This is a genomic window from Aeromonas sp. A600620 (assembly GCF_029479985.1).
Classification (GTDB): Bacteria; Pseudomonadota; Gammaproteobacteria; order Enterobacterales; family Aeromonadaceae; genus Aeromonas; species Aeromonas veronii_A.
Genome location: NZ_JAAKXB010000002.1, coordinates 82,372 through 99,203, shown reverse-complemented (window position 1 = coordinate 99,203; position 16,832 = coordinate 82,372). Strand labels below are relative to the sequence as shown.

The following is a 16,832-nucleotide window of genomic DNA, read 5'->3' as shown; positions in this document are numbered from 1 at the left end:
AAAGCACGGGGCATCCTCATCTTGTCTCCATCGGGTGCCGCGGGCACCATCCCTGCAACCGGGCTGCTTTCCAATGAAAATCCTCCATACCGCCGACTGGCATCTTGGCCATCAACTCCATGGTCATGACCGCCGTTTTGAACACGATGCCTTCCTCGACTGGCTGAGCGACACCCTCAAGGCGCGCGAGATCGACGCCCTGTTGGTAGCGGGCGATCTGTTTGATACCGCCAATCCGCCCGCCAGCGCCTGGCAACAACTCTACCGTTTTCTGGCGCGGCTGCGCGCCGAGATGCCCCACCTCAACATGGTGCTGATCGGCGGCAACCACGACTCTCCCTCCAAGCTCGATGCCCCCCACGAGCTGCTGCGCGCCTTTGATCTGCATCTGGTGGGCAGCATCAGTCGCGACAGTGAGGGCAAGCTCGAGACCGACCGCCTGCTGGTACCGCTGCAAGACAAGGAGGGCAACATTGCCGCCTGGTGCGCCGCCGTGCCGTTCCTGCGCAGCAGCGACTTGCGGGTGGAGCCGTTGGAAGAAGGGCAGGACCGGCTGATCGAAGGGGTACGCCAAATCTACGCCGAGGTATTGGCCGAAGGGCGCGCCCGCTGCGGGGAGGGTCTGCCGCTCATCGCCATGGGCCATGCCTATCTGGCGGCGGGCCAGCTCTCGGAGCTGTCGGAGCGGCGGGTGCTCGGCGGCAACCAACACGCACTGCCTGCCGAACTCTTTGCCGGTGCCGACTACACGGCGCTCGGCCACCTCCATCTGGCCCAGAGCCCGGCCGAGGGGGTGCACTACAGCGGCTCGCCGCTGCCGCTTTCGCTGGCCGAAGCCAACTACAACCATCAGGTGCTGGAAGTGACCTTTTCAGAGGGGAAACTGGCCGGGCTGGAGCGGATCCCTGTACCCCGCGCGGTGGAGATGATCCGCCTGCCCCAGAGCAGCCTCGACGACGCACTCCAAGCCATCGCATCGCTCGAGCTGCCTGCTTGTCCACAAGAGGCACAACCCTTCCTCGAAGTGCGGCTGCTGCTGCCCAAGCCAGAAGCGCGCATCCGCGAGCGCATTCTCGCCGCAATCGCAGACAAACCGGTGCGTCTGGCCCGCATCAGCACCCAGTATCAGGGCTCGGGCGAAGGGCTGGCCGATGGTCGCGAGCGGCGCAGGCTCGATGAGCTCTCCCCCACCGAGGTGTTTCGCCTCTGCTATCAGCGCCAGTTCGATGGGGAACCCGAAGCACAACTGGTCGCCTCGTTTGAAGAGATCCTGGAGCAGGTGAAGGAGTCAAACCAATGAAAATCTTGTCTCTGTCAGGTGAGAATCTGGCCAGTCTGACCGGCCCCTTCACCATCGACTTTACCAGGGGGGCGCTCGGCGCCGCCGGTCTGTTTGCCATCACCGGCAACACTGGCGCGGGCAAGAGCACATTGCTCGACGCCATTTGTCTGGCCCTCTACGATGAGATGCCGCGCTTTATTGCCAATCGCAAGAACGTGGCCGAAGTGGGCCGCATGGATGACGAAGAGAAGCTCAAGGCCAACGACGTGCGTGGCATCCTCAGTCGCGGCCACGCCAGCGGCTTTGCCGAGGTGCAGTTTCGTGGCTGCGATGGCCGCATTTGGCTGGCCCGCTGGGCGGTGCGCCGGGCGCGAAACCGCTCGGAGGGGCGTTTTCAGGCGCAGGAGCGAACCCTGACCGATGTGGAGTCAGGGCAGGTTTTCTCCGGCAGCAAGCGGGAGCTGCAGGATCGCATCGACGAGCTGGTGGGTCTCTCCTGGGAGCAGTTCCGCCGCGCGGTGATCCTGCCGCAGGGGGAATTTGCCGCCTTCCTCAAATCGGATGCCAACGAGCGCTCCGCCCTGCTCGAACGGATGACCGGCACCGAGCTCTACTCCGCCATCTCCATCCAGACCTATGAACGGGCACGGGAAGAGCAGCAGAAGCTGGCCACCATCGCCCAGCGCCTCGGCGATGTGGCGCTGATGGACGAGGCCACCCGCGAACAGTGGGTAAGCCAGCAGGTAAGCCTCTCCACCACCCTCAAACACGAGCAGCAACAGCAGCAGCTGATGCAGGACTTGCGCGACCTCAACAGCCGTATTGCCGCCCAGCTGCAGGGCTGCGCCGAGGGACAGGCGGCGCTCGATGCCGCCCTGCAGGCCCACGGCGCCGCGGCCCCCGAGCGCGAGGAGTTTGCACGTGCCGAACAGGCCCAAGTAGCCCGCGCCGATCACGACGAGCTGGCCCGCCTCACCCTTGAGGTGCAGCAGCAGGAGAAGGTGATCGCCGAGCTGGGCCCAGAGCTGGCCAAGCTCGAGGAGCAGACCCAGCAGAGCGCGCTGACCGAACAGCAGTTGCTGGCGGAGAAGATTGCCGCCGAGCGGGAGTGGGGCGCCCTGCAACCCGAACTCAAGCGGGCGCAGGAGCTCGATACCCGCATCCGGGAAAAAGTGCAGCAGTTGCAGAAGATCCAGCAGGAGGGGGCGCAGGAGCGAGAAGTGCAACTCACCCTCGAGCAGGGCTGGCGCGAGCAGAGCAGACAGGTGGAGCTGCTCAAGCAGCAGCACCAGCAGTGGGGGCTTTGGCTCGAAGAGCACAAGGAGCTGGCACCGGTGGCCCGCCAGTGGCAGCCCCTGCTCACCGCCATGCAGGATTGGGCCGAGGATGCCGACAAGCTGCAACAGCTGCTCACCCTGCGGGATCACAAGCTGCGCGCCCTGCAACAGTTGCAGCGCCAACTGGAGCAAGGTCAGCAGGAGCGCGACTACTGGCAACATGAACAAGACAGGCTGCAACAGCAACAGAACGAGCTGCAGGAGCAACAGTGGGAGAGCCGCCTCGCCAAGGCGCAGGAGCAGTGGCAGCAGCAGACCGAACAGCTGGGTCAGCTGCGTCAGCTGCTGGAGCTGGCCGATTATGGCCGCAACCACGGCGAGCAACATGGCCGCTTGCAGCAGGAGATTGCCCAGCTGGAGCAGGCGCTGGGCAAGCTCGCCACCCTAAGCGAAGAGCTGGCACCGGCCCGCGAGCGGCTCGCCCTGCAGCGGGATGAGGCGCGCCACGCGCTGGAGCAGTCCCGCGCCATCGCCAGCTTCGAGCAGTATCGCCATATCCTGAGCGATGGCGAACCTTGCCCGCTGTGCGGTTCCGGGGAGCACCCCTACAGCCAGAGCCAGCCCCAGGTGGCGGGGATCCTGGCTCAGCTGGCGGAGCGGGTCAGAAGCCTCGAACTCGAATGGGAGCAGCTCAACCATCAGTACATTCAGTGCGAGAGCGAGCGTCAGGAGCTGGCCCGCCAGCTGGCGGTGCGTCAGCAACATCTGCCGGAGCTGGAAACCCGCGCCGAGCAGCTGACCCAGCGCTGGCAACAGCTGGGGGGCGATACCCTGCTCGACCATCCGCTGCCGCTGCGCCAGAGCCCCATTGAGTGGAACGAGCTGATGAGCACATTGCTTGGCCGTGGCCAGGCGCTGGAGCAGGGGTTGGCCCAGAGCCAGCAGCAGCTGCGTCAGGCCCAGCTTGGTCAGCAACAGCTGCAAGGGGTGCGTCAGCAACTGAGCCAACTGGCTGCCCAGCACCAGCAGTTTGACCAGCAGTGGCAGGAGGCCGATCGCCAGCGCATCGCGCTGGAAGGGGAAGTGAAGGGGATGGGCGAGCAGGAGGCGACCCTGCGCCAGCGCCTTGAGCAAGGCGCCCACCGCCTCGACGAGCAGATGGGCGGCCAACCGTGGCGCCAGTGGCTCGGCAGCCAGCAGTGGCACGAGTGGCAGCGAGCCTGCGAAGCCTGGCTGCACGGCCAGAGCGAGTGGGAGCGGCTGGCCAGCGAGATCGCCAGCCTCACCCCCGCCCTGAGTGCGCAGGAGGCACGCCTGCAGACCCAGCGCGAGCTGCTGCACAAACTCGAGCGGGACTACAAGGAGCACGAACAGCAGCGTCAGGGGCTGCTCACCAGCCGTGCCGCCTGTCTGGGTGGCGAGGAGATCCCGCTGGTCGAGAGCCGCTGGCAGCAACGACTGCAACAACTCGCCAGCGAACTGGAGCTGATGCAAAGCGGCGGCCGTGCTCTGCGGGAGCGGCAGACTGAACTCAAGACCCGCCTCACCCATGTGGAGCAGGAAAAGCAGACCAGCAGCCGCCGCAAGCGGGAGGTGCTGGGGCGCTGGGCTGCCCACGCCAGCACCCTTGGCATTGCCGAGTACGACCTTCGCCGCCTGCTCGCCATCAGCCCCGATGAACTCAAGGCTCGCCGCTCTGCCCTGCAAGGGCTGGAAGATGCCCTTGGTGAAGCGCGTACCCGCCTTGCCGAGCGGCAACGGGCGCTGGCGCTGGAGGAGAGCAAGCGGGATCGCTATCGCGAGCACCATCCCGAGCTGGCCGCCCTGCCGGATGCAGAGCTGAGCGATCAGCTGACGGCGCTCGATGCCCGTTGTCGCGCCCTTGAAGAGCAGCTGTTCGAGTGCAAGAGCAAGCTGGCACAGGCCGAAGCCGCAGCGCTCAAGGCGGGCAGCCTGCAACAGGAGCTGGCCGCCCAGCAGGCAGTCGCGGATCACTGGCAGCAGCTGTGCGATCTGATCGGGCAGGCCAACGGCGCCAAGTTCCGCACCTTCGCCCAGAGCCTCACCCTCGAGCGTCTGCTGCTGGAGGCCAACGCCCAGCTCGCCGAGCTCTCGCCCCGCTACCGACTGGAGCGGGTGCCCGGCACCGATCTGGCGCTGCAGGTGGTGGATCTCGATATGGGGGACGAGGTGCGCTCGGTGGACTCTCTCTCCGGCGGCGAGAGTTTTCTGGTGTCGCTGGCGCTGGCGCTGGCCCTCTCCAGCCTCTCGTCACGCCAGACCCAGGTCGAGTCGCTGTTTATTGACGAAGGGTTCGGCACCCTCGATCCGGACAGTCTGGATCTGGCGCTCGCCAGCCTCGACTCCCTGCAGGCCGCCGGTCGCCAGATCGGGGTCATCTCCCACGTCCAGACGCTGGTAGAACGGATTGGCGTGCAGATCAGAGTCGAAGCCCTCGGCGGCGGCGAGAGCCGGGTAGTGGTCCCCTGAGTAGCATCAGCTCAATCACCAGTACCATCGGCTAAATCACTACGCCGAAAATAACAAGACCCCGCCAATTGGCGGGGTCTTGTTGAGAGGCTATCAGCCGAAGCGGTAGGCGCCCATATAGAGGCTGCCGCCATCCCAGCTCTCGTGCAGCCGAGCGGGCGCCACACCATCAGCGGCCCCCAACGCCACAAAGAGTGGGCGCAGATGATCGTCGTGGGGATGGGACTCCACCGCGCCTGGAGCCAGCCGACGATAGTCGAGCAGCGCCAGCCGATCCTCGTCGGCCATCTTCTGCTCCAGCCAGTCGACAAACAGGCTGGCCCACTCCGGCACTGGCGAGCCTTCCGGTGCCAGCGCCCGCAGGTTGTGGGTGATGGCGCCGGAGGCGAGGATGCCAATTCCCTGACTGCGCAGTGCCCCCAACACCTCTCCCAACTGCCACAACTGGGCCGGGGTGAAGCTCGCGGGAATGGAGACCTGCACCAGCGGGATCTCGCTGTTTGGGTCGATCAGGGAGAGCGGCGACCAGACCCCGTGATCCAGCTCGCGCCGCACCGGGGTGGCGGTCAGTCCGGCCAGTGCCAGCTGGTCGCTCACCCCTTGTTGCAGCCACTCGGGGCTGCTGGCAGGCCAGCGCATCCGGTAGAGGGGCTCGGGAAAGCCGTAAAAGTCGTACATCAGCTCCGGTTTGGGCTCGACGTTGATCTGCAGCTCGCGGCTGAACCAGTGGGCGGAGATGACCACCAGCCCCTTGAGCTCACCCAGACGCAGGGTTCGCAGAAAGCGGGTGGCGGGTTGCTCACGCAGCACCAGATCCGGTGCGCCGTGAGAGATAAACCAGACGGGGGCGAGGGACATAAAGCAGACTCCAACAAAGTATCAGGGGGCGATACCGGAGGGGATATCGCTGTTGGAATCGATTATCCCCCTGCCATTAAAGGTGAACAATCCAGCAAGATAGATAAGAACTATCAACCAATGGTTGATAATTTCACGCCTTCACGACAGGTAATCGGCAATAGATATCAAGGCTGAGGAGCATCCGGCAGCGGTCGGGCTGCACGAAGCGCCATCCGGGTCGCTGCACTGTGAGCCTGCCACTCTCGCCACGCCAATCCCTCGGCGGCCACCTCCCCTTTCACCGGATGGGAGAAGATCGCCAGCAGTCGCGCATTATCAGGCCAGTAGCGGGCTGGCAGTGTCTGAACCAGCAGCAGGGCGGCGCACAGCAAGAGAAAAGCCCATCCGGTTTCATGGCTGTTTTTCATCTCGGCCTCCTTCACCCGTGCGCCAATGAACTAACATTTTTGCGCAAGCCGGTGACAAGACGGTGACAGCGGACGGGTGGTCATTTTACAACATCTGAACCTCAACCCGGCCAAACAACCACAGATGGCAACATTTGTATCCCTTCAGCCCGAACCTGTGGCCGTATGCTCTAAAATGTGACTCACAGGAAAACGTTATCCCTGAAAAGAAAACGTTATCTGGTCAAAACGTTGTTTCTGGATCATAAAAAGATTCCAAAAACTGGTGTATATTGCTCGGCGGAAATTCCTTAACCATGAAGATTGACATGAAAAAGACCAAAATTGTCTGCACCATCGGTCCGAAGACCGAATCCAAAGAAATGCTGGCCAAAATGCTGGACGCCGGCATGAACGTCATGCGCCTGAACTTCTCCCACGGTGACTACGCCGAGCACGGCAGCCGCATCAGCAACCTGCGCGCTGTGATGGCCGAGACCGGCAAGCACGCAGCTATCCTGCTGGACACCAAGGGTCCGGAAATCCGTACCATGAAGCTGGAAGGCGGCAACGACGTCGCGCTGGTCGCTGGCCAGACTTTCACCTTCACCACCGACCAGACCGTGGTTGGCAACAAAGACAAAGTGGCTGTGACCTATGCCGGTTTCGCCAACGATCTGCGCGTCGGCAACCGCATCCTGGTTGATGACGGCCTGATCGGTCTGGACGTTATCGAAATCACCGAGCGCGAAGTTATCTGTAAAGTGCTGAACAACGGTGACCTGGGCGAGAACAAAGGCGTTAACCTGCCGGGCGTCTCCATCAAGCTGCCGGCCCTGGCCGAGAAAGACAAGCGCGACCTGATCTTCGGTTGCGAGCAAGGCGTTGATTTCGTTGCTGCTTCTTTCATCCGTAAGAAAGAAGACGTTCTGGAAATCCGTGAGCACCTGAAAGCCCACGGTGGCGAGAACATCCAGATCATCTCCAAGATCGAAAACCAGGAAGGTCTGGACAACTTCGACGAGATCCTGGCTGTTTCCGACGGCATCATGGTTGCTCGTGGCGACATGGGTGTAGAGATCCCGGTTGAAGAAGTTATCTTCGCCCAGAAGATGATCATCGCCAAGTGCAACAAAGCCCGCAAAGTGGTTATCACTGCCACCCAGATGCTGGACTCCATGATCAAGAACCCGCGTCCGACCCGCGCCGAAGCTGGTGACGTGGCCAACGCCATCCTGGACGGTACCGACGCAGTCATGCTGTCCGGTGAATCCGCCAAGGGTAAGTACCCGCTGGAAGCCGTGACCATCATGGCCACCATCTGCGAGCGTACCGATGCCGTGATGCCGTCCAACCTGTCTGCTGCCAACGACAGCAACAAGCTGCGCATCACCGAAGCCGTATGTAAAGGCGCCGTAGAGACCTCCGAGAAGCTGGACGCCCCGCTGATCGTGGTCGCTACCGAAGGCGGCAAGTCTGCCAAGGCCATTCGCAAGTACTTCCCGAAAGCCTGGATCCTGGCTATCACCACCAACAAGAAAACTGCTGCCCAGCTGGTTCTGACCAAGGGTGTGGTTGCTCACGTGGTTGACAGCATCGCCTCTACCGACGATTTCTATCGCATCGGTAAAGAAGCCGCGCTGGAAATCGGCATGGGTCTGAAAGGTGACGTGGTTGTGATGGTCTCCGGTGCTCTGGTACCGAGCGGCACCACCAACACCGCTTCTGTTCACGTTCTTTAATCAGAGCTGAACGAGTTGAAAACGGCGCCTGCGGGCGCCGTTTTTTTTGTCCCTCCCCCCTGCTTACCTGACAAGCCCGGTGTTAGAATCCACGCGAATTTAATCTATGCGGGAAATCTCCCGAATATCGCGTAATAACCCGGAAGTTATATGCCCTCAATACGTTTTAAAAGAGTCTCGGCCACCCTGTTGCCGCTGCTCTGTCTCCTCGCCAGCCTCTGCGTGTCGCAAGCCATGGCGCAAGATGTCCCCTCTCGCAACGCAGTTCAGCGAGCGCTGGATGGTCTGGGTAAATCAGAGACCCTGACCGTCAGTCAGCAAGCAGATCAGAAGTTGCTGACCGAAACCCTCGGACTGCTCGACAGCATCGACAAGGAAGAGGCGAAGGCCAAGACCCAGGCCCAGCGGATCCGCAACCTGCCCACCGAGCTCAGAGAGATCAGCGCCAAGCTCGATGCCCTGACCAAGGGCAAGAGTGCCGAGCAGATCAAGAGCGAATACGCCAGCATGAGTCTGGCAGAGCTCGACAGCCGTCAGCCGGAAGTGCTGGCCAACATGCAGGCGGCCCAGGAGGCCCTCGGCGCCATCGGCAGCCAGCTCACCAGCTTGCAGACCCTGCCGGAGCGCGCCCAGGCCAGCATGAGCCGCGCCTACCAGCGCAGTCAGGAGATCCGTACCCGCCTCAACGCAGGTGAAAGCGTCTCCAGCGCCGAGAAGATGAAACTCGGTGCCGAGCTGGCCCTGCTCGACCTGCAGCTGGCCCACCTGCAAAAGGAGCTGGATAACCGTACCAGCATGCAGGATCTGGCGATCAAGCAGCGCGACTACCAGAGTGCCCGCCTCGCCAGCGAAGAGCAGAAACTGCAGCTGTTACAGGATCAGAGCAGCGCCAAGCGCCTCGGCGACACCGAAAAAACTGCCGAGCAGACCGGTGAACTGGTGGCGACCGAAGACAGCCCGCTGGTGCAAAAAGAGCAGGAGCTCAACCACCAGCTCAGCCAGCAGCTGATCGGTGCCACCACCAGCCTCAACTCGCTGGTCCAGAAAAACCTGCAAGCCAAGAGCTGGCTGGAGCGCGGCATCCAGACCGAGCGCAACCTCAATGAACAGGTGCAGATGCTCAAGGGCAATCTGCTGCTATCACGCATCCTCTATCAGCTCTACCAGCAGCTGGAAGCGGCACCCACCATCGCCGTCAAAAACCTGGAAGAGCAGATCGCCGATCTGCATCTGGCCCAGTTCGAGCTGAGCCAGCAGCGTGACCAACTGTTCCAGAAGAACCTCTATCTGGACAATCTGATCGCCGGCAGCAAGGATCCGGTGAGCGAAGAGGACAAGGAGAGCCTTGCCAAGCTGCTCGACACCCGCATCAATCTGCTCGATCAGCTCAACCGCCAACTCGACAGCCAGCTCACCAACGCCATCAGCCTGCAGCTGACCCAGCAGCAGCTGGCGCGGGTCTATGCCTCTATCGAATTTACCCTGCAGCAACACATCTTCTGGGTAAGCAGCAACAAGCCCATCGACAGCAAGTGGTTTATCAGCTGGCCCGCCCAGGCCTACAAACAGGCCTCCGACTGGGTATTGAAACCGGACTGGAAACGCTGGCGCGAAGAGCTGCTGGGGATCTCCCTGCTCGCCTTCCCGCTGCTGCTGATCGGCGGCCTGCTGGTCTGGAAACGTCCGGCGCTGGTTGAGCGCGAGAAGAAGATCACCAAGGACCTTGGCCGTTTCCGTCAGGACAGCCAGTGGCACACCCCGCGCGCCCTGCTCTATACCGTGCTGCAACGCCTGCCGGGCAGCATGTTCATTCTGGCTGGCGGTCTGCTGCTGACCTACTGCGGTCTGCTCAGTCCCAAGCTGATGTTCCAGATCACCCTGAACCTCGCCCTCGGTTATCTGGTGTTCAGCGTCTATCTGGCGGTGATGCGCCCGGGCGGCATCGCCGAGACCCACTTCCGGATCCCGAAAGCGGAGCTGCAGGCCAAGCGCAACAGCATGCGCTACATCTGGTTGCCACTGCTGCCGCTCATCATGCTCGCAACCAAGGCGGTGGTTGAACCCTCCACCCTGGGCAACGACGTGATCGGCCAGGCCATGACCCTGACCCTGCTGGGGCTGGCCGCCTATCTGGTGTTCCCCATCTCCCGCGCCCGTATCAAGGGCGAGGCGAGCATGCAGAAGTCGCTGATCGCCATTGCCCTGGCGCTGGCACCGGTGGCGCTGATCGTGCTGGCGGTGCTCGGTTACTACTACACCGCGCTGAAGCTGACCGGTCGCCTGATCGAATCCTTCTACCTCATCATCATCTGGAGCCTGGTCTACCGTACCGCCCTGCGCGGTCTTGAGCTGGCGGCCCGTCGTCTGGCCTACCGCCGTGCGGTGGCCAAGCGTGAGCACAAATCTTCGGAAGATGCAGAAGGTGGCGAATCCATCGAAGAGCAGCCCATGGATCTGGAGGATGTCAGCCAGCAATCCCTGCGTCTGACCCGTACCGTGCTGATGCTGATCTTCGGCGTCGCCTTCTACTGGCTCTGGTCCGATCTGGTCGCAGTCTTCTCCTACCTCGACAGCATGGTGCTGTGGCACCGCAGTGAAGGCACCGGCGCCAACGCCGTGCTGTTCCCCATCAGCCTGAGTGACGTGCTGATCGGCTTCCTGCTGCTCGGCGGTGCCTGGTCACTGGCGCGCAACCTGCCGGGCTTGCTGGAGGTGCTGGTGCTCTCCAAGCTCAACCTGGCTCAGGGGACCGCCTACGCCATCACCACCATGCTCAACTACGTGCTGATCGGCTTTGGCTCCCTCACCGCTCTCTCTATGATGGGTGTGCAGTGGGACAAGCTGCAGTGGGTTGCGGGTGGTCTGTCAGTCGGTATCGGTTTCGGCATGAAGGAGATCCTCTCCAACTTCGTCTCCGGCATCATCATCCTGTTCGAGCGTCCGGTGCGGATCGGTGACACCGTCACCATCGGCTCCTTCTCCGGTACCGTCTCGCGGATCCGCATTCGCGCCACCACCCTGACCGACTTCGACCGCAAAGAGGTGATCATCCCCAACCAGCAGCTGATGACAGAACGGCTCATCAACTGGTCGCTGAGTGACACCGTCACCCGGGTGATCGTACGGGTGGGCGTGGCGTATGGCTCGGATCTCGAGCTGACCCGCACCCTGCTCAAGCAGGCGGCCGACGAAAACAGCCGCGTGCTGAAAGACCCAGCCCCCATCGTCTACTTCCTCACCTTTGGCGCCAGCACGCTGGATCACGAGCTGCGCTTCTTCGTGAGCGAACTGGGTGATCGCAACCCGGCGGTAGACGAGTTGAACCGCAAGATCGACCAGCTGTTCCGCGAGAACGGCATCGAGATCGCCTTCAACCAGATGGATGTCTACATCAAGAACATGCAGGGCGAAGAGCAGAAGGTGGAGTCCAACTCCGCCGCTCTGCCACCTCCCGCGGAAGATGGCAAGCAGCCAGCCTGATAGCGAACTGCACTGATCTGATGACAACAGCCGCTCACCCAGGTGAGCGGCTTTTTTATGTTCCCGTTGCCACGACCGTCCACTCAGGCAACCGCCGGAGAGTGATAAATGAGTTTACCCGCTGCGGTCTCTCACCTAATGTAGGCTGACGAACGGGAGAGCAGGGAGCCGCGTTTTCGCCCATGGATGACCAACAACTAGAGCACATTCTGTTTCGCTCCTTTGATGTGATCCCGCTCCCAATCCTGGTGTCCGAGTCGACAGCCAGCCAGGGTCATATGTCACCCGACCGGATCCCCCTGCGTCGCCATCTCTTCCTCAACAGGGCCTTTCGCGAACAGCTGGGCTATGAGCTGCAGGATCTGCCGGACATGGAGAGCTGGTTTCACCTCGCCTATCCCGATGAGAGCTATCGCAACTCGGTAATTCAGGCTTGGCATAACCAGATAGAGCAGAGCCTGCACCATGGACTGGAGGTCGCCGAGATGCCGGCGCTGATCCGATGCAAGAGTGGCCACTCTCGCTGGTTTATCGTCACCGCCCAGCTGGGGGCAGATGCCATCCCGGATAGCCATATCGTCACCTTTCGCGATATCCACGACCTGCAATGCATGGTAGAAGAGGTGAGCCGCCTCTCCTGCACCGATCCCCTCACCGAACTGACCAACCGGCGTGGCGCCCAGCAACAGCTGCAGGCTCTCTGGTTGCAGGGCCAGCCCCTCTCGGTGGTGTTGGGAGATATCGACCATTTCAAGCAGGTCAACGACCGCTACGGCCATCCTGCGGGCGATGCCGCACTCTGCGCCGTCGCCCATGCCATGGCGGGCCAGTTGTTGCCCGGGGAAAGCCTGGCCCGTTGGGGTGGAGAGGAGTTTCTGTTGATCCTGCCAGACTGCAGCATTGAGCAGGCGGCACAACGTGCCGAGCAACTGCGCCAGCATGTCAGTACCACCCGCTTGCCATGGCAAGGAGAACAGATCGCGCTAACCATCAGTCTGGGGTGTGCCGGCATGAAGGGTCAGGAGAGCATCGACTATCTGCTGATGATGGCAGACCGAGCCCTTTATCAGGCGAAGGAGCAGGGACGTAACCGGGTGGTCATGTCGGCACAATAGCCTGATAGCCAGAAAGGGAAGCTCGCACGCAACCATAAAAAAACCGAAGCACCAGGCTTCGGTTTTTTACTGCGGCAACTGGCATAGGCCAGCCGACCATTACTTCTTGATGCGGATAACCGGAGTCTCGCCCACAGTCACGGCACCAGTCATCTTCACCAGCTCTTTGATCTCGTCCATGTTGGAGATGACCACCGGAGTCAGGGTAGATTTGGCTTTTGCTTCCAGAACGGCCAGATCGAATTCGATGATGGTGTCACCGCGCTTGACCTGCTGGCCTTCCTGAGCGATACGCTTGAAGCCTTCGCCTTTCAGTTCAACGGTGTCGATACCGAAGTGAACGAACAGCTCGATACCAGAGTCGGACTCCAGAGAGAACGCATGGTTGGTCTCGAAGATTTTGCCGATGGTGCCGTCGCACGGAGCAACCATCTTGTTGCCAGCCGGCTTGATAGCGATGCCGTCACCCACGATCTTCTCGGCGAAGACAACGTCAGGCACATCTTCGATCGGCACGATTTCGCCAGACAGCGGAGCAAAGATTTCGATGCCGCCGGTATCAGCGCTATCGTCGGACACCAGTTTCTTCAGTTTGTCGAACAGACCCATAGTAAAAGCTCCTAAAGATGATTTGTCGCTGTTTGCAGCCGATCTTAGCAGACTGCCTTCTGCTTGATAAAGTTATCTACGCACGCTTCGATTTCAGCAGCGGTGGCAAAGCTCAATGCCTGGTCAGCCATTGCCTTCACATCTTCGAAGCTGGTGTTGCGGATAAGCTTCTTGATACGCGGTACAGAGATGGCGCTCATGGAGAACTCATCCAGACCCATACCCAGCAGCAGCAGAGTGGCGCGCTCGTCACCAGCCAGTTCACCACACATACCGGTCCACTTGCCTTCGGCGTGGGACGCATCGATAACCATCTTGATCAGGGTCAGGACGGAGGGTGACAGCGGGTTGTACATAGCGGAGATCATCTCGTTACCACGATCGACAGCCAGGGTGTACTGGGTCAGGTCGTTGGTACCGATACTGAAGAAATCCACTTCCTTGGCCAGATGATGAGCCATCACGGCAGCGGCCGGGGTCTCGATCATGATACCCACTTCGATGGATTCATCAAAGGCTTTGCCTTCGGCACGCAATTCGGCTTTCAGCGTCTCTACGGTAACTTTCAGGCTACGGAACTCTTCGACAGAGATGATCATCGGGAACATGATGCGCAGTTTGCCGAAGGCAGACGCACGCAGAATTGCCCGCAGCTGAGCGTGCATGATGTCTTCGCGGTCGAAGAAAATACGCACGGCACGCCAGCCCAGGAAGGGGTTCATCTCTTTCGGGAAATTCATGTACGGCAGCTCTTTGTCGCCGCCAATGTCCATGGTACGCACGATGATCGGCTGATCCGGCATCGCTTCGGCCACTTCTTTGTAGGCTTTGAACTGCTCGTCTTCGGTCGGCAGCGCGTCACGGTCCATGAACAGGAACTCGGTACGGTACAGACCCACGCCTTCGGCGCCATTACGGATGGCACCTTCGGTATCCTTGACGGTACCGATGTTGGCGCACACTTCGACCTGGTGACCATCCAGCGTGATGGCAGGCAGATCTTTCAGCTTGGCCAGCTCATCTTTCTCGGCCTGGAACTGAGCCTGGAACTTCTTGGCTTCGTTCAGCTGTTCAGCGGTCGGATTGATGATGATCTGGTTATTGATCGCATCCAGCACCAGCATGTCACCGTTCTTGACGAGCTCGGTGATGTCGTTGGTGCCTACCACGGCCGGCAGCTCCAGGGAGCGGGCCATGATGGAGGTGTGAGAGGTACGGCCACCGATATCGGTGACGAAACCCAGCACATATTTCAGGTTGATCTGAGCGGTTTCAGACGGGGTCAGGTCTTTGGCGACCAGGATCACCTCTTCGTCGATGGTGCTCAGGTTGACAACGGCGATGCCCAGCACGTTCTTCACCAGACGGGTACCGATGTCACGGAAGTCGGTAGCGCGCTCGCGCAGATAGGGGTCATCCAGCTCGGCCATCATCTTGGCGTACTGCTCGATCACCTCATAGATGGCTTTGTCGGCGGATGCCTTGTTCTCTTTGATGAAGGATTTGATATCCCCTTCCAGCTCCTCATCTTCGAGCAACATGATGTGGCCTTCGAAGATGGCCTCTTTTTCCTCACCGAAGGTGCGACCGGCCATCTCTTTGATGGCTTCCAGCTGGGCAGCTGACTTGGTACGAGCTTCGAGGAAACGGTTGATCTCGCCATCAATCTGATCAGCAGAGATTTTGCCCTGATTGATAACGATTTCATCTTCTTTAAGAAGAAGCGCCTTACCGAATGCGATACCGGGGGACGCAAGAATGCCAGATATCATAATCCTTCCTATTAAAACGACTGTGGGGGAGGAATCTAAAGCTGGATTACTCCAGCTCGTCCATCAGGGCAACCAGCTTCTCAACAGCTTGCTGGGCATCCGGGCCGTCAGCCTGGATGGTTACGTTGGTGCCCTTGGTCAGGCCCAGGGTCTGCAGCTTGAACAGGCTCTTGGCGCTGGCGGACTTGCCACCGGAGACCACAGTGATCTCGCTTTGGAATTCTTTGGCTTCTTTCACGAACTGAGCTGCCGGACGGGTGTGCAGGCCGTTTTCAGCAGTAATAACAACAGACTTCTCGTACATGGTTTCACCCCATATTATTGATATTTTTTGGTGGATTGGTCGTTTTTGAAGCAACCTGACCCACCGTGTCAGTATGGATATGTTGTAAAGTAACGAAAGCAGACCCGCAATGGTTTAATCCAGGTCAAGTTTCTGTGCAGTAATCGGCGCGCTGGTTGGCAATTTTCAGTTATTGGGCTACAAGCCGCATCAGGACTGGCCTGAAATTATTTTATAACGAAAAATAACACTTTGTTACTTTGTGATACCCAGCCAGCAAACACCGCGTGACGCCGCACAGGATATGAGATTTAGAGCGGAATGTCTGCTTTTTTTCTCACTCCGGAACTTGTTATTTTACCCCAAAAAATAAGGATCAAGTGACACTAACAGGGGTTGAGTCTAGCCCATAAAGAAGCGGCGCTCCTGGGAGCGCCGCTGTTTTGAAAGATTCCGATCAGTTACTGCTGCAGTTCCTGCTCGCTGAACACCCCGGCAAACAGGGCGCTGGAGAGGTAACGCTCCGCCGCACTCGGCAGGATGACCACAATGGTTTTGCCCGCAAATTCCGGCAGCTCGGCAAGACGGCTGGCTGCCACCACCGCAGCACCGGAACTGATACCGGCCAGGATCCCCTCCTCCTCCATCAGGCGACGGGCCATCTCGATGGCTTCATCGCTGGTCACCTTCTCCACCCGATCGATAAGGGAGAGGTCCAGGTTGCCCGGGATAAAGCCGGCGCCGATCCCCTGGATCTTGTGGGGGCCCGGTTTGATCTCTTCCCCGGCCAGCTTCTGGCTGATGACCGGCGACTCCGCCGGTTCGACCGCAACAGAGACCACCGCCTTGCCTTTCGTCTGCTTCAGATAGCGGGAGACACCGGTAATGGTGCCGCCGGTACCGACCCCGGCCACGAACACATCTACCTCGCCGTCAGTGGCATCCCAAATCTCGGGGCCGGTAGTCTTTTCGTGGATCTCCGGGTTGGCCGGGTTTTCAAACTGTTGCAGCAACACATACTTGCCCGGCTCGGATTCGAGGATCTCGTTGGCCTTGGCAATGGCCCCCTTCATGCCAAGCGGCCCTTCGGTCAGCACCAGATTGGCACCGAGCGCCTTGAGCAACTTGCGGCGCTCCAGGCTCATGGTAGCCGGCATGGTCAGGGTGATAGGATAGCCGCGAGCTGCCGCGACAAAGGCCAGAGCAATACCCGTGTTGCCGCTGGTGGGCTCGATGATCTCCTTACCCTTGGTCAGGATGCCGCGCTTCTCGGCATCCCAGATCAGGTTGGCACCGATCCGGCACTTGACGCTGAAGCTGGGGTTGCGGCTCTCGATCTTGGCCAGCACGCGACCTTTGGTAACACGGTTGAGACGAACCAGCGGGGTGTGACCGATAGTCTGGCTGTTGTCCTCAAAAATTTTGCTCATGGCGCTATCCCTGTGTTTGTTACGACGATGAAACAAGATTACCCTGTGGTTTCTGAATGAGAAGTGACTATTCGTTATAACCATATGGTATTACAACATATAGAG

General features: G+C 60.3%; 11 protein-coding genes. 5 read left to right on the top strand and 6 right to left on the bottom strand.

Annotation, left to right across the window (positions count from 1 at the left end; genetic code table 11):
- The first annotated feature begins 73 nt into the window (after nt 1-73).
- Both G5533_RS03170 and G5533_RS03165 read left to right on the top strand, forming a co-directional pair.
- Complete coding sequence (locus tag G5533_RS03170) at nt 74-1,300, top strand: exonuclease SbcCD subunit D C-terminal domain-containing protein (protein ID WP_441254466.1); 1,227 nt, start codon at nt 74-76, stop codon at nt 1,298-1,300.
- Nucleotides 1,297-5,049: an AAA family ATPase gene (locus tag G5533_RS03165; protein ID WP_441254465.1), complete on the top strand. Its 3,753-nt coding sequence runs from the start codon at nt 1,297-1,299 to the stop codon at nt 5,047-5,049. Before G5533_RS03170 ends, G5533_RS03165 begins: the two co-directional genes overlap by 4 nt.
- Before the next feature lie 93 nt (nt 5,050-5,142).
- On the opposite strand, the gene G5533_RS03160 is transcribed toward G5533_RS03165, so the two are convergent.
- Both G5533_RS03160 and G5533_RS03155 read right to left on the bottom strand, forming a co-directional pair.
- Nucleotides 5,143-5,907: a DODA-type extradiol aromatic ring-opening family dioxygenase gene (locus G5533_RS03160; RefSeq protein ID WP_421203093.1), complete on the bottom strand. Its 765-nt coding sequence runs from the start codon at nt 5,905-5,907 to the stop codon at nt 5,143-5,145.
- Nucleotides 5,908-6,074: 167 nt separating this feature from the next.
- Entirely contained in the window at nt 6,075-6,317 is a 243-nt protein-coding gene (locus G5533_RS03155; protein ID WP_421254976.1) for a hypothetical protein, read from the bottom strand.
- A 308-nt stretch (nt 6,318-6,625) separates the two neighbouring features.
- On the opposite strand from G5533_RS03155, the gene pykF reads away from it, so the two are divergent.
- From pykF to G5533_RS03140, 3 genes are all read left to right on the top strand, one after another.
- Nucleotides 6,626-8,038 (top strand): pyruvate kinase PykF, encoded by a 1,413-nt coding sequence (gene pykF / locus G5533_RS03150; protein ID WP_031227651.1) that lies wholly within the window; start codon nt 6,626-6,628, stop codon nt 8,036-8,038.
- A 150-nt stretch (nt 8,039-8,188) separates the two neighbouring features.
- On the top strand, nt 8,189-11,518 hold the full coding sequence (gene mscK, locus G5533_RS03145; protein ID WP_335818651.1) for a mechanosensitive channel MscK: 3,330 nt from the start codon (nt 8,189-8,191) through the stop codon (nt 11,516-11,518).
- 182 nt (nt 11,519-11,700) lie between these two features.
- Nucleotides 11,701-12,633: a GGDEF domain-containing protein gene (locus G5533_RS03140; protein ID WP_266134234.1), complete on the top strand. Its 933-nt coding sequence runs from the start codon at nt 11,701-11,703 to the stop codon at nt 12,631-12,633.
- Between the two features lie 99 nt (nt 12,634-12,732).
- Here G5533_RS03140 and crr read toward each other — a convergent pair whose 3' ends face one another.
- The 4 genes from crr to cysK all read right to left on the bottom strand — a co-directional run bounded on the left by crr (nt 12,733) and on the right by cysK (nt 16,727).
- Complete coding sequence (gene crr, locus G5533_RS03135; protein WP_216953167.1) at nt 12,733-13,242, bottom strand: PTS glucose transporter subunit IIA; 510 nt, start codon at nt 13,240-13,242, stop codon at nt 12,733-12,735.
- A gap of 44 nt (nt 13,243-13,286) precedes the next feature.
- A complete protein-coding gene (ptsI, locus tag G5533_RS03130; protein ID WP_441254464.1) occupies nt 13,287-15,014 on the bottom strand; it encodes a phosphoenolpyruvate-protein phosphotransferase PtsI in 1,728 nt (575 codons plus the stop codon).
- A gap of 46 nt (nt 15,015-15,060) precedes the next feature.
- A complete protein-coding gene (locus G5533_RS03125; RefSeq protein WP_005338266.1) occupies nt 15,061-15,318 on the bottom strand; it encodes an HPr family phosphocarrier protein in 258 nt (85 codons plus the stop codon).
- A 440-nt stretch (nt 15,319-15,758) separates the two neighbouring features.
- Nucleotides 15,759-16,727, bottom strand: coding sequence for a cysteine synthase A (gene cysK, locus G5533_RS03120; protein ID WP_005338267.1), 969 nt, complete (start codon nt 16,725-16,727; stop codon nt 15,759-15,761).
- Between the last annotated feature and the right edge of the window lie 105 nt (nt 16,728-16,832).